Origin of the sequence: Roseiconus nitratireducens (assembly GCF_008629675.1) — a bacterium.
In the GTDB taxonomy this organism is placed as follows: Bacteria; Planctomycetota; Planctomycetia; order Pirellulales; family Pirellulaceae; genus Stieleria; species Stieleria nitratireducens.
This window is the reverse complement of sequence record NZ_VWOX01000002.1, coordinates 216239-230134: the sequence shown is the minus strand read 5'-3', so window position 1 is coordinate 230134 and position 13896 is coordinate 216239. Positions and strand designations below refer to the sequence as shown.

Below are 13896 nucleotides of genomic sequence, written 5' to 3'. Positions count from 1 at the left end.
CGCGGCTAGCGCCACGCGGCTCACCCGAAGTGGCGCTGCCCAGCTAGGGATCGTGCCGTTTTGCGCCCTGGCGGACTTGTTGGTCACTTTGGCGATTTTCAATCGGACAGGGGGCGAATTTGGTTTAATGGAACGATGTTGCCTACAAATCCCTATTCGCCGCCCAGGGTCGATCCGGAGGTTTTTCCTGGATCCTCGAAAACGGATACGCAGCGTCCCTGGAGATTGGCGGCGCTGCTGTTTGCTCTTTTGGGTTACTTCGTCTCGCGTTGGCTGCAGATGCCCCCGTTGGGGGCGGTTCAGCTAGTCGCGTTGTCGATCTGTTTCTTTTGCTTGGCGGTGGCGACGCGAGAGCGGTACAGCAAACGCGGCGAGTCCGTCGGCGAGCTGTGACATTGGTCGGTGGCGATGGGAGCGCATGAAAAAACCCGCTTGCCGAGACCAAGGTAAAATCTCGACAAACGGGCAATATCTCGTGACCAAAAGATGATCTCGAGTGGGGAAGCTGACCCAGTAGTGTCAGCCCGCCGACTTGGTCTACGGGTTGCTTCCCCGTTGGCTAGTACAGCAATAATCCACTTGATCACCTCCTTTAAATACTTGGTGAGACGACTTGGGTCTCAGGTGCCAACCAGAGCGAGTCCCGAAGTCGTTCGGAAGTAGTCCGTCGCACCGCGTTAGCGCGACCCGACAACGGAATTATCTTTCTTTGGCCTGAAGAAATCAAGATAAATCCGTGTGTCAGTGTGACGCAGGTGACGGCAACCGGGTTCGGCTGGTTGATTGATTCCGATGCTTTTTTTCGCTGTCGCCCCTTCGGGGCTGGGTAGGGGGATGGCCGGGAACCGGGGACCAAGGTCCCCGGCAGGGAGCTGTCGGGCCTCCGGCCCTGGGGCATGCGGATTTAACTCACCCTCCCTCCGGGAGGGTCGCGGAGGAGCTTGCGACGACGCGGGGAGGGCACGTCCGGCGTCATTGATTTCAGCGGGTGCTTGAAGACACTCTCCCCAAAGGCTCGTGTCTCGCCGTGGACCTTCCCGGAGGACGGGTGAATTTCAGAAAAGCGCCTCTTTTCCCGGCTCGTAAAGTTGGACGACCTCCAAACGGGAGGTGGATTGTTGGGGCGAGTTCATTGGCCGAATGATCTTGTCCTGGAGCGGTCGTCGTCCTATCGTCGGCGGGAGCGTGTTTCACGGCGAATTCAGCAGCGTCCCGCGGGCTAAGGAAGGCACCGAACCCATGCGTCAATGGAAGATTCGCACCAAAATGATCACGGGGCTGGCCGGTCTGGCGCTCGTGTTGGGGCTGCTGTTCTATAGCAGCTACTCTCAATTGGTCCGAGATCGCGGGCTGGCCAACGAAATCAGCCAGCTGGCCAGCGAACTTTACTCCGCCCAGGAATTGAGCCGGTGGGCCGATAGCGCCAGCACCGCGCACGACCGTTTCGTCGACATTAGCGAAGCGAGACGGATGATCGACATGGACCGGCTGGACGAATCGGATTTGGAGACCCAGCAAGCCCTGATCGATATTGCGCTGATGCGGATGGAGCACGAGTTCGAGGGATACCAGAAGGACCTTTCCGATCACGCCGCGACAACGCGCGAAACCCACTTGCTGGTTGACCGAAACCGTCAACTGAAAAGTCTGGAAGCGATCATCAGATCACATACCTCCGCCAAAAAGGAGTGGGAGGGCACGTCTTCGATGGACCCGGTCACGCTGTCCGTGGAAAAGCGACACGCTCGGGTTCGGGATGCGTTCAATCAGCTGGTCAGTTTGACACACGAACATTACCAAACCATCTATGAGGCGATGTCCAACTTTCGCGACGATGTTCACGACGATCAACGTGCCAAGAAGAACCAATTTTTACTTTTCACCGGGATGGCGACTTTCTTGATCGCGTTCCTGGCCTGGCAGTTCTGGACGTTGATCGTCGTCCCGTTTCGAACGCTGTTGCGGGGGTCTCAGTTGATCGCCAGTGGGCATCACCAGCACAAGATTCTGCTGGGGACCGATGATGAAATTGGTTCGATGGCCGACACCGTCAACGACATCACCGAAAGGTTCAACCGGGCGGTTGCCGATGTCACCCAGGCCAAACTGCACGCCGAACAGGAGGTTCGTGACCGGACCCGGGAGGTCATTCAAAGCGAACAACTGGCGAGTGTGGGTTTTTTGGCCGCCGGCGTCGCGCACGAGATCAACAATCCGCTGGGAGCGATCGCGTGGAGTGCCGAAGCCCTGGAGGGATCCTTGGAGGATCTTACCGAAGAAGAACGGGAAGCCATCAATCAAGAGTTCTTGGCAGAGCTTGCGACCAGTTTGGCGTTGATCCAATCAGAAGCCTTCCGCTGCAAAGGCATCACCGGCCGTTTGTTGAATTTCAGCCGGTTGAGCGATTCCAGTCGGGACCTGGAAGACATCGGCGAACTGGTCCAGGGCGTGGTGTCGATGGTCAGCAAGGTCGGGCAGTATCGTTGCAAGACCCTGCGCACCCACTGTGACCGCGGAGTCATCGCGCATTGCAATTCACAGGAAATTCAGCAAGTCGTGTTGAATCTGATTTCCAACGCCTTGGAATCGGTAGACACGGAGGGCAGTGTTGATGTATTTGTTCGCACCGAACCGGGGCCGTACGGGGAACCCGAGCAAGCGGTCGTGACCGTTCAAGACGACGGGTGCGGGATGGATCAGGAAGTCATCGATCACCTGTTCGAACCTTTCTTTACCCGACGCCGTGACAACACCGGGACCGGATTGGGATTGAGCATCAGCTACCGAATCGTCTCCCTGCATCACGGGTCACTGACGCCGTACAGCGAAGGCGAGGGCAAGGGATCCCGCATGGTATTGCGGCTCCCCAGTCAAGCTGCCGGAGACGCGGTCTCGCGAGGAACGCCGGCCGCCAAGAAGCATCAAGAATATCTCTCCACGGATTGGAAGCATGTCCAAAAGGCCGCCTGAAAATGAATCCATGCACATCTTGTATGCAGACGATGAACCGTCGCTGCAAACATTGATGAAGCAACAATTGGAAAAGTTGGGGCACAGCGTGGTGATTTGCCCCGACGGTCTGACCGCGGTTGCGGCGCTCGAGCGGGAGCCGTTTGACTGTCTGATCGTGGATTTGGACATGCCGGGGCTAAACGGTTCGGAGGTGATCCAGCGAGCCCGCCAGATCCGGCCTCAAATTGAAGCCGTGGTGATGACGGGAAAACCCGATCTGCCGTCGGCGCTCAACGCGATCGAACATCACGTGTTCGCCTACTTGACCAAGCCGTGCAGCTTTAAAGAGATCAAGCAGCTGCTGAGCCAGGTGCACCGTCGGCTGTCCTTTTGCCGCCGGCTTGCGGCATTGGAGCATCGTGTCCGGCAGGCCGAAGGCGATTCGGTGCTGGTGGGCAACGGCGCCGCCATGGATCGGGTGCGAAGGGTCATCGAGAAGGTCGCACCGACCGACAGCACGGTGCTGATCCGAGGCGAAACCGGGTGCGGAAAAGAGTTGGTCGCTCGAGCGGTCCAGCAGGCCAGCCTGCGCGCCGACGAACCGATGGTTTCAATCAATTGCGGGGCTTTGCCCGAGAACTTGATCGAGAGCGAACTGTTCGGACACGTCAAAGGCGCCTTCACCGGTGCCGACAGTGCCCGCGTCGGCCTGTTTGAGGTCGCTGACGGTGGAACCATCTTCCTGGACGAAATCGGTGAATTGCCGATTACCATGCAGGCCAAGTTGCTGCGGGTTTTGGAGACCGGTGACATCCGGCGTTTGGGAAGCAATCAGTCCAAACGCGTTGATGTTCGCGTGATTTGTGCCACGCACCGCGACCTGGAGAAGATGGTCCAGGAGGAACAGTTCCGTGAGGACCTGATGTTCCGGATCAATACCTTTGAGATCCACGTGCCGGCACTCCGCGAGCGGACCGACGACATCCTGCCGCTGGCAAAACATCTGCTGCGTCGGCATCGCAACGACGGTACCGACGACGCCTTATTCACTCCGGCCGCGGAGTCCGAATTGCTGGCGCACAAGTGGCCGGGAAACGTGCGCGAATTGGCCAACGTGATCGAACACGCGGCGATCCTGTGTGACGCGCTGCCGATCGATGCGGAGCACCTGCCACGGCACTTCAGCCGCCGCCAGCTTCGGCACGAAGTGCGTGATTCCGGACCGATGACCATCAAGCAATTGGAATTGATCGCCATTGAACGGGCCCTGGAGCGAAACGGAGGCGATAAGAAGGCGGCCGCGGAGGAATTGGGGGTCAGCGTCAAGACGCTTTACAACAAGCTGAATTCGGCTGACGAGAAGGCCGCCTAGCCGGAACGTCGCCAGGTTCAAGTAGCGACGCTCGCCAGAGCGTGGCGATTGACAGCGAGAGTTGGAGTGCGTCGCCTCTCGCCCAAGCGGATGGCTGTCGCCGCTTCGCGGCTTTAGTCAAACAAGGTGCAGCGACTTCCAAGTGGGCCAAGTGGGAGCGTGAAGTCACTGAGGTTCTGCGGACCGATGGTGCTTTCACGGAGTGAAAGCCGACAATGAGGCGACGGCAGAGGCGTCAGTCGATGCGGCGGACATCCACGTAGTAGGCTCCGCAGATCTCCTGGCCATCGTCGCCGAGCATCCAGGTTTGCAACTCCGTCGGTCCCGCCGTCAGATCCAGCCCGAACGTGATGGACTTGCCGTCAGCGTCGGCGGGGCGTTCTGATTGCTGCTGGCCCACTTGGATTCGGCCCGCCCGGATCGGAAGGGCTTGGCCGGGCAGGTATTGCCCATCGGTGACGGTAACCGGGGGAAGCCCGGCTGCGAGTTCGGTATCGGCCTCCTTCGGCCAGCGTCGCAGCTGAAACTCATAGCGGCCGGGGCGATCAACGATCAGGTGCCAGACGCCGTTTTTGCGCACCCCGCGTCGGATCTGAATCTGTTGGTCGACGAACACGTCCAGCCATTCGCAGGCGGTCAGCAAGGACGGGTTCTCGTGTTCGCTGCCGATGATCACCCGTTCCGGCACCATGACCGGATCTTTGACGTCGTCCCACCAGCCGTTGAGGTGTTGACGGAGCTTGGCCACCACGTCGGGATGTTCCGCAGCGATGTCGTGGTCTTGATGGGGATCCTCCGCCACGTTGAAGAGCTGGCGGTTCTCGAGCAGTCGCCAGTGTTTCCACAACACGCCGGCGCCATCTCGGGCCGGGATCGCGGGGTTGCCGTCGGTGTATCCGACGTTGAAGGTCGGCATCCGGCTGTAGTTGATGACCAGGATCCGGTCGCTCAGCGTGTCCTCGGTACCTTGCAAGATGGGAGCCAGGCTGCGTCCGTCCAAATCCTCCGGCAAGTGGCCCGACGCGTTCGCCAGTTCAGCCAGCGTGGGCATCAAGTCCTGGACAACGGTTAGTTCATCGAATTCCCGCGGTTCGATCTCTCCCGGCCAACGGATGAAGCACGGGACGCGGTGCCCGCCTTCCCACAGCTGAGTCTTTCGGCCACGCATCCCCGCGTTGTAGTAGTCCTGTCCGAACGTGCTGCCGTTATCGGTCAGGAACACCAGCACCGTATTGTCGGCAAGTCCTTGTGCGTCCAGGAACGCGCAGAGCTTGCCGACGTTGTCGTCGATGTTGGCGCCCATGGCTAGAAAGCTGATCAGATCACTTTGTCGCTTTGGGCGGTCCTTCAGTTGTTCAAAGACTTCCGGATGTTTGGAAACCTCCGATTCGAATCGCTCGCGATAGTGGTCGGGTACAAACAGCGGGTAGTGCGCCGCGTTGGTCGGAATGTAAACGAAGAACGGCGAGTCGGCAGTTTGATCCGCACCGATCCAGCGAATCGCTTCGTCAAAGAACAGGTCCGTGCAATAACCCGAACACTTTTCTCGCTTGCCGTTGCGCAAGTAGACGTCGTCGAAATAGTCGTTGTCCCAGTAGTCGGGGACACCGTTGATGTGTGACGAGGGGAACCACAGGGCTTCGTCAAACCCACGGTCATGCGGGCGGAAGGGGTAGTTGTCGCCGAGGTGCCATTTGCCGAACATCCCCGTCCGGTAACCCGCTTCGTGAAAGACATCGGCCATGGTTTTCAGGTCCGCCTTCAATAGGGTTCGACCGCTGCTGACGTTGATCGCTGAATTGCGAAACGCATCCAGACCCGACATCAATTGCCCGCGGGTTGGCGTGCACATCGGTGCGACGTGGAAGTCGGTTAGCCGAACGCTTTCCGACGCGAGTTTGTCGATGTGCGGCGTTTGCGCGACCGGGTTTCCGGTGCAACCAAATTCGCCGTATCCCTGGTCGTCGGTCATGATGACGATCACGTTCGGAGACTCGGCGGCAGGCAGGAGCGTCGTCGGCAGCAGAGCGAACAGGACGGCAATCAGCAGGAGATGGAATTTCATCGAACACACGGTTGGGATTCTGGGGGGAGCGCGGGGAGGAGCGGGATCGCTGAAGCGGCCGACCGAAACGCGGGAGTCAATCGCGAACCGATATTGTGCGCGGGATCGTGCCGGCGGTGGGGCACGCAGGATCCGTCGTCAGGCACAGCCTGACCTACCGGTGCCCGAGCGAGGTGGCCACCGTCTGGCGACGGTGGCTACTTCCGGCGACGGTGGCTACTTCTGGCGACGGTGGCTGCTTCTGGCGACGGTGGCTAGGTGCGGCGATCTACGCGGGGCAGAGAGAGTGCTTCTGCAGAGAAGCTGGGCGGCGCGGGCGAGAAGAAGCGCCCGCTGGCCGCGAAGCGTTGATTCAAGCCGGTGTCAGTTGGACGTCTTGTTCCACCACCAGGATCCGCCGGCGATCGACGAAACCAGTTGCTCATCCAGAGCGGGATCGACACGTTGGTCGTGGACCACCTGGAAGGCGTTGACCGAAACGCCGCCCGATGCGGTCACGACCCAGCCGCTGCGACCTTTGATGAAGCTGCATTCGGGAGCGATCGTTTGCGGAGCGTCAAAGGCGATCGGCGCCAGGGCGTCCTGGTCGCGGAGCACATCCAGCTGCAGACCCGACCGATCTTCCAACTGTTCTTGAACGATCAGGGTCGAGACGACCGTCAGGTCCATCAGGTTTTGCAGATCGCCGAATACCGGCATCGCTTTCGCCAGTTGCTCGAAATTGCCGGTCATCGAATCGGCCCATTTCTGAGCGATCTTGTCAACGTTTCCGCTGGCGACCGCCTCGCCGTTGGCGGCGATAGCGTCCTGTTCGGTCATCGTCTTGACGCCCTGGCCGGACAGCTTCCACAGCGTGCCGGCTTCGTTCCGGGTCAGGCTTTCGTAATCGCATTCCATCCACCAGCGAGGATTCTGGGTGCCGGTGTGGGCAGTGTTGCGCGACATTTGCAAGTAGCTGGGCAGCCCTTTGACGGGCGAATCGACCAGGGCCATGGCCAGTCGTTTCATTTGGTAATCGGCGGCAACCAGCGTGCAGGCGTAACGGCTGTTAGCCGGAATGCCATTGAGTCGGATCATCTGGGGGCCGAATGCTTCTTTCATGCCGGCTTCCAAGGCGACCGGACTTTGTCCGGGCCGCAAATTGACACGTCGGAGAAACGCATTGAGTCGTTGGCGGCCTTCGGCGGTCGGTTCGATGGAGCACGTGATGCCTTGGGCGCGCGCGTTTTCAACATTGCGAAGTGCCACGACCAAGTCTTCCAAACGCAGGATGGCCGCGCCGGTTTCTTTGCCGACAACGCTTCCGGTTTCCGACAGCGTCCAGGGTTCGGCCGGGCCGGCCAGGATCAAATCATTGTGATCCTTATCCGCCCACACATAATCCACCGCCGTCAGACCCGCCAGGTAGCGAATTTCGGCAGGCAGGCGGCCGCCGGTCTTGCGGACCTCGCGGATCGCTTCTTGCAGCCCGGCCAGAGAAACCATGCGGAGATCGGCAGGGGCGGCCAAATCGCCACGCGGGACGGCGACTTCCTGACGAAGGAGATTGACCAGTTCCTGGTTTTCTTGCACCGTGGCGGTGCGGACAACGCCGGCGGGGTCGATTGAAACACCCCCAACCTGGTTGTTGCCACCGCCGTTGAACCCGGCAGTGGTGAGGGTAGCGATGGCCACAAGACAGCTCATCGCTAGCGCGGCCGTGAATCGAGCTTTGCTCAGTTTCATCGAAAGTTATCTCCGAATGGATTTGCTTGGGGGTGCGCCGGAGTTGACAGCGAAAGCGCACTGCCGGGGGCGGCGGAAAAGTCGCTCGTGGAGGCGGGCCGAGCCTAGGATAGAGAATAATTCCCCGTATCTCGTGTCGCAAGTTCGACTTGTGGTTCCCGATTGGCCGTCATGACCGTCGCCGGCAAAACGCTAGAATGCAGCTTGAACCCTGGTCGGATTCGCGACTCCGGGCCCGCCGGAAACGCATCGAAGCGGTGCGGCGGACGCGACACGATCTAATTCTTCGGATTATGCGACCTTGAGCGATAGCACTCTTTCGACACCCTCCACGACGGAGCGATCCGGATACCTGGTCCTGCAGTCGGCCGGCCGCTGGAGTGACGTTTTCCGGCTGACCGCCCCGATGGAGGTGATTCTGGGGCGGTCGAGCAGCAATGCGATTGCCATCCGCAGCGAAAAGGCGAGCCGGCAGCACGCCCGCATTTGGTCGACGCCCGACGGCTGGCAGATCGAAGATCTGGGTAGCCGCAACGGAACGGTCGTCGGGGGACAGAAGATCGACGCGCCCGTGGTGCTCCGCGACGGAGACTGGATCGAGATTGCCGGATTCTCCATTCAATTCGTCCACCACCTGGCATCTGCGGAAGGCCCGGCCGACAGTCCGCAACCGGCCGGCGCGACGGAGGATCAGCTGACGTTGGCGATGGACGCCGTGTCGATCACCGATCGGCGGTCTGAGAGCGGCTACCTTCACGGGGGGGCAGTCTTCGGCAAAGACGGATCCCAGCAAGACCGGCTGGTTCGCGGTGACGAAGCGAGCGCCGTGCTGCTGCAGTTAGCGTTCACGCTGGCCGGTGCCGATTCGGCGTCCAAAGCGATCGAGCTGGTGCTGGATCGGATGTCGGAAACGATCCGTTGCCGCAGCGTGGGAGCCTACCTGTTGGAAGCGGATCCCGGCCGAAAGTCCGCGCACGCGGCGGTCGATCCGTCCAAAATGCGGTTGGTCGCGACCCGGCAGGCCGCCGACGCGCCGTTGGGATCGACCAGCTACCGTCGTCCGGCCGACGCGGCCATCGCCAGCGTGATCGCTCCCGGTGGCCAGGCGATTTTGGCGCGTAACGTCGCCGGCGACCGCGATTTGGCCACGGAGAACAGCCGCGGTGAAATCGATGCGGTCAGCATGATTTTGGCCCCGGTCCGGGGACGGGACGGCCAATTGTTGGGCATGCTGCATTTGTTGACCACCGATGCGGATGCGGTCCTTTCCGCGGCGGACTTGGAGTTTGTTTTGGCGGTGGCGGAGATCCTTGCCGAGTCGCTTCGCAACCTTCGGGATCGAGGAAAACTGGATCGGTCACTGCGTCGATCCCAACGTCAGATCGAAACTCTGAAGCAACAGCTGGGAGGCAAGACGGCGATCGTCGGCAACAGCGACGCCATCAAAGACGTCATCCGCAACGTTTCACTGGCCGGGCCGACCGAAGCCACCGTGTTGATCCGCGGCGAATCGGGAGTCGGCAAAGAACTGGTGGCCTCGGCGATTCACCAGGCCAGCGCGCGGTCGGCCGGTCCGTTGGTTTGCATGAACTGCGCCGCGCTTTCGCCGTCGTTGTTGGAGAGCGAGCTGTTCGGGCACGAGAAAGGCGCCTTCACCGGCGCGACCGAGCGAAAACGCGGCAAGTTTGAAATGGCCGACGGCGGCACGTTGATGCTGGACGAAATCGGCGAAATGGACCTGGAGATTCAAGCCAAGTTCCTGCGCGTGTTGGAAGGGCACCCTTTCGAACGCGTCGGAGGGCAAACGCCGATCAAGGTCGATGTTCGCGTCGTCGCCGCTACCAATCGCGATTTGCAGTCGATGGTTGGTGAAGGCAAATTTCGTCAGGATCTTTTTTATCGATTGCACGTCGTGGAAATCTTCGTGCCTCCGCTCCGCGAGCGAGGCTCGGATGTGCTGTTGCTGGCCAAGCATTTTTTGAACGAGTTCAATCAACAGATGGGACGGCGGATCGAAACGATCAGCGATCGCGCCTGTCAGAAATTGCTGGACTATCAGTGGCCGGGCAACATCCGCGAGCTGCGAAATGTGATTGAGCGGGCGGTCGTGTTGAATTCCGGTTCGACCATTGAAGCCGAGCATCTGCTGCTGACGCCGGCGGCCGTCGGCGGCCTGGGCGGAAGCCGTGCGGCAACGTCTCGCGATCCGGTCGAGATGTCGTTGGCCGACCTGGAGCGGGCGCATATTCAGCGGGTCTTGCGGCACACCGACGGGAACAAAAGCCGCGCCGCGTCGATCCTGGGGATTGAACGCAGCACCCTGGACCGAAAGCTGAAGCGATTCGCGAAATCGACCGCTTGAGGACGCAGAACCGGTCAATCGCAATCGGTGGTCCAACGGACTGTCCACCGTCTGGCGACGGCGGCTACGGGAGGCTTTGGTTGGTCCGACGGGCGGTCGACCGTCTGGCGACGGTGGCTGCGGGAGCACGTGTAGGTCAGGCTGTGCCTGACTCCGGTCAATTGCGACCGGTGATCCAACGGTCTCTCCACCTTCTGGCGACGGTGGCTGCGGGAGGCTTTGGTTGGTCCGACGGGCGGTCCACCGTCTGGCGACGGTGGCTACGGGAGCACGTGTAGGTCAGGCTGTGCCTGACTCCGGTCACCGGTGATCCGACGGGCGTTCCACCGGCTGGCGACGGTGGCTACAGGGGCCCTCTCAATGGGCTTCCAGCCAGTTCTCTCCCGTTCCCATTTCCACAACGATCGGGACCTGCATGGGGAGCGCGGTTTTCATCGCGGTTTCGATCACCGGCAGCACCTGGTCCCGTTCGGCCTTGTAGAGATCGAATACCAATTCGTCATGCACGGTCAACAACATCTTCGTTTTGAACTCGCCCTGGCGCAGGGCGCGGTGCACCTTGATCATGGCCAGCTTCAGCATGTCGGCCGCGGTACCCTGGATCGGGCTGTTCATCGCCAGCCGTTCGGCCGCGGCCACGGTCCCCCGCGACTTGCTGGTGATGTCGCGCAGGTACCGACGGCGGCCGGTCTTGGTCGCCACATAGCCGTGTTCCTTCGCGAATGCGATTGTTTGGTCGATGTAGCGTTGGACGCCCGGGTACTTTTCGAAGTAGTTGTGGATCAGTTCGCTGGCCTCGGCCCTGGGGATGTTCAGCCGTTGCTGCAACCCGAAAGCGCTGATGCCGTAGATGATTCCAAAGTTCACCGTCTTGGCCTTGGCCCGCATCTCACGCGTCACTTCTTCGTTGGAGACTTTGTAGACTTTGGCCGCAGTCACGGTATGGATGTCTTCGCCGCTTTGAAACGCCTCCATCATGGCTTCATCGCCGCTCAACTCGGCCATGATGCGCAGCTCGATCTGGGAATAGTCAGCGGACAAGATCAGGTGATCGCTGTCGCGCGGGACAAACGCTGCACGAATTTCTCGGCCCCGCTCTTTGCGGACGGGAATGGTTTGCAGGTTGGGGTCATTGGACTGCATCCGTCCGGTCGCGGTCCAGGTTTGGCTGTAGTGCGTGTGCAGCCGGCCGGTTTCGGGGTTGACCGCACCAGGCAACTGATCGACGTAAGTGGACTTCAGCTTGCGCGCGTTTCGGTAGTCGAGAACATCCGCGACGATTTGATGTTTTCCGGCCAAACGTTCCAGCTCCGCTTCACGGGTCGAGTATTGGCCGGTCGCGGTTTTCTTCGGGTTATCTTCCAGCTGCATTTCTTCGAACAGCACGACGCCCAGTTGCTTTGGTGAATCGACATTGAACTCGTGCCCGGCGGCGGCGTAGATCCTGGCCTGCAGATCATCGATTTCGGCTTGCAGTTTTTGTGCGTAGTCGGCCAGGGATTTGGTGTCCAGCGTGATGCCGTTGTATTCCATGTCGACAAGCACCGGGACCAACGGGCATTCCACTTCGTCCACGACCTGCCGCATCCCCTTTTCGTCGATGACGGGGTCCAGGATTTGAGCGATTTGCAAGGTCACGTCGGCGTCCTCACAGGCGTATTCCGCGACTTGCTTGAGCGGCACGTCCGCCATGTTCTTCTGCTCGTCGCCCTTTTCACCGATCAGCTGCGACGTCGGGATCGGTCGGTAATTCAGATACAGTTCACAAAGGGTGTCCAAGCCATGCCGCATTTCCGGTTCGGTCATGGTGTGCACCAGCATCGTGTCGACCAGCGGCGCAGCGACATCGATGCCGTTCCACTTTAGCAGTGACAGGTCGTACTTGAGGTTGTGCCCGATCTTGACGATCGATTCGTTGGACAGCAGCGGAACAAACTCGGCGAGCATCGCGGCACGTGCTTCGGCATCCTGGGGACACACCACGTAGTAGGCTTCGTGGGGTCGAAGCGAAATCGCCAAGCCCAGCGGTGTGGCGGATCGCGGGTCCAACCCGGTCGTCTCCGTGTCGATGCAGAACGCCTTTTCTTTCGACAAACGATCGATCAGCTTGGACCGTTGATCGGGGGAGTCGACCACGTGGTAGGTGTGCTTGACGTCGGCCAGTGTCGTCGGTTCTCCGGGGTCTTCAAAGAGAGACTGCTGGATCTCCGCGTGACGTTTTTCTCGCGCGACGGCGCTGCGTGCCGATGCGACCGAGAACGACTTTCCGAACAGGCGTTTGCCGACCGTCTCGAATTCCAACTCCGTCAACAAAGCCTTCAGCTTTTTGTCATTTTGACCGTGACGTTCCAGATCCTCCAGTTTGATGTCATGGGGGACATCCAATTGGATGGTGACCAGTCGCTTGGACAGCAACGCCTGGCCCTTGTTGTCGCGGACACGTTCCTTCTGTTTTCCTTTCAGGTCCTCAACGTGGTCCAGCAAGTTCTCGATGCTGCCGTACTGGGCGATCAGTTTTTTGGCTGTTTTGGGACCGATGCCTGGAATGCCCGGGATGTTGTCGCTGGAATCGCCCATCAATCCGAGGACGTCGATCACTTGTTCAACACGATCAATCTCCCACTGCTGGCAGACTTCATCGACGCTTAACACCTCCGCTTCACCGCCTTTGCGACCGGGTTTGTAGACGTGGATCTTGTCGGTCACCAGCTGGTGATAGTCTTTGTCGGGGGTCACCATCCAGGTTTCGAAGCTTTGGTCGGCCGCCTGGTGAGCCAACGTGCCGATCACGTCGTCGGCTTCGTACCCGGGGATGCGAATCGTGGGGATGTTCATGGCATCCATCAGCCGGTCGATCAGCGGGAATTGGCTGGCCAGATCCTCCGGCATTTCGTCGCGGTGCGCTTTGTACTCGGGGAAATCGATGTGTCGTTGCGTCGGTTCGGAGGTGTCGAAAGCGCAGGCGATGTGGGTCGGTTGTTCCTTGTTCAGGATATCCATCAGCGTGCTCAGCAAACCGAAGATTGCCGAGGTGCATTGGCCGCCCGAGGTAAAGCGAGGGCTGCGGATGAGCGCAAAGTGGGCCCGATAGGCAAGCGCCATGCCGTCCAGCAGAAACAGTTTTTTTGACGGTGAGAAAAGATCGCGAGTTGCTTCGGCCATCGAAAACGGTCGGGATGGGGATTCACGGCGTCGCAGCGCTGCGCCAGGGACGCCGACGTGCAAAGAACAAGGTGGTCGCCGGGAATTTACGGTCGGGCCGTGGACGATGATAGGGGAAGCCGGGAGTGGATTGCCTGAGTCCGCCGGGGAACTCGGCCGACGGTAGCGTCCTGGTTTCGTGATTCTGCCGTTGAAACCCGCCGCGGTCCGTCGGTGCGACGCTTCGCGGGCCGAGCCGGCAAAGCAACGGGTTCCCAG

The 13896-nt window shown here is 60.2% G+C and carries 7 protein-coding genes; 4 read left to right on the top strand and 3 right to left on the bottom strand.

Going from position 1 to position 13896, the window contains the following annotated elements; translation table 11 throughout:
• Window positions 1–135 precede the first annotated feature (135 nt).
• The 3 genes from FYK55_RS03485 to FYK55_RS03475 all read left to right on the top strand — a co-directional run bounded on the left by FYK55_RS03485 (window position 136) and on the right by FYK55_RS03475 (window position 4324).
• Window positions 136–393 (top strand): hypothetical protein, encoded by a 258-nt coding sequence (locus tag FYK55_RS03485; RefSeq protein ID WP_150074934.1) that lies wholly within the window; start codon window positions 136–138, stop codon window positions 391–393.
• Between the two features lie 747 nt (window positions 394–1140).
• Complete coding sequence (locus FYK55_RS03480) at window positions 1141–2970, top strand: sensor histidine kinase (protein WP_150074932.1); 1830 nt, start codon at window positions 1141–1143, stop codon at window positions 2968–2970.
• Window positions 2971–2980: 10 nt separating this feature from the next.
• Complete coding sequence (locus FYK55_RS03475; RefSeq protein ID WP_150074930.1) at window positions 2981–4324, top strand: sigma-54-dependent transcriptional regulator; 1344 nt, start codon at window positions 2981–2983, stop codon at window positions 4322–4324.
• 235 nt (window positions 4325–4559) lie between these two features.
• Here the strand turns inward: FYK55_RS03475 and FYK55_RS03470 are convergent, their stop codons facing one another.
• Complete coding sequence (locus tag FYK55_RS03470) at window positions 4560–6389, bottom strand: arylsulfatase (protein WP_150074928.1); 1830 nt, start codon at window positions 6387–6389, stop codon at window positions 4560–4562.
• Window positions 6390–6752: 363 nt separating this feature from the next.
• Entirely contained in the window at window positions 6753–8114 is a 1362-nt protein-coding gene (locus FYK55_RS03465) for a DUF1598 domain-containing protein (protein WP_150074926.1), read from the bottom strand.
• Between the two features lie 301 nt (window positions 8115–8415).
• Between FYK55_RS03465 and FYK55_RS03460 the strand changes: the two genes are divergently transcribed.
• Complete coding sequence (locus FYK55_RS03460) at window positions 8416–10476, top strand: sigma 54-interacting transcriptional regulator (protein WP_235908392.1); 2061 nt, start codon at window positions 8416–8418, stop codon at window positions 10474–10476.
• Window positions 10477–10833: 357 nt separating this feature from the next.
• Here the strand turns inward: FYK55_RS03460 and polA are convergent, their stop codons facing one another.
• On the bottom strand, window positions 10834–13638 hold the full coding sequence (gene polA, locus FYK55_RS03455; RefSeq protein WP_150074924.1) for a DNA polymerase I: 2805 nt from the start codon (window positions 13636–13638) through the stop codon (window positions 10834–10836).
• Window positions 13639–13896: the final 258 nt, after the last annotated feature.

Bases quoted from the DNA above. Each gene is read 5' to 3' on its own strand.
- FYK55_RS03485 (WP_150074934.1), top strand. From the start codon at position 136: ATGTTGCCTACAAATCCCTATTCGCCGCCCAGGGTCGATCCGGAGGTT.
- FYK55_RS03480 (WP_150074932.1), top strand. From the start codon at position 1,141: ATGATCTTGTCCTGGAGCGGTCGTCGTCCTATCGTCGGCGGGAGCGTG.
- FYK55_RS03475 (WP_150074930.1), top strand. From the start codon at position 2,981: ATGCACATCTTGTATGCAGACGATGAACCGTCGCTGCAAACATTGATG.
- FYK55_RS03470 (WP_150074928.1), bottom strand. From the start codon at position 6,389: ATGAAATTCCATCTCCTGCTGATTGCCGTCCTGTTCGCTCTGCTGCCG.
- FYK55_RS03465 (WP_150074926.1), bottom strand. From the start codon at position 8,114: ATGAAACTGAGCAAAGCTCGATTCACGGCCGCGCTAGCGATGAGCTGT.
- polA (WP_150074924.1), bottom strand. From the start codon at position 13,638: ATGGCCGAAGCAACTCGCGATCTTTTCTCACCGTCAAAAAAACTGTTT.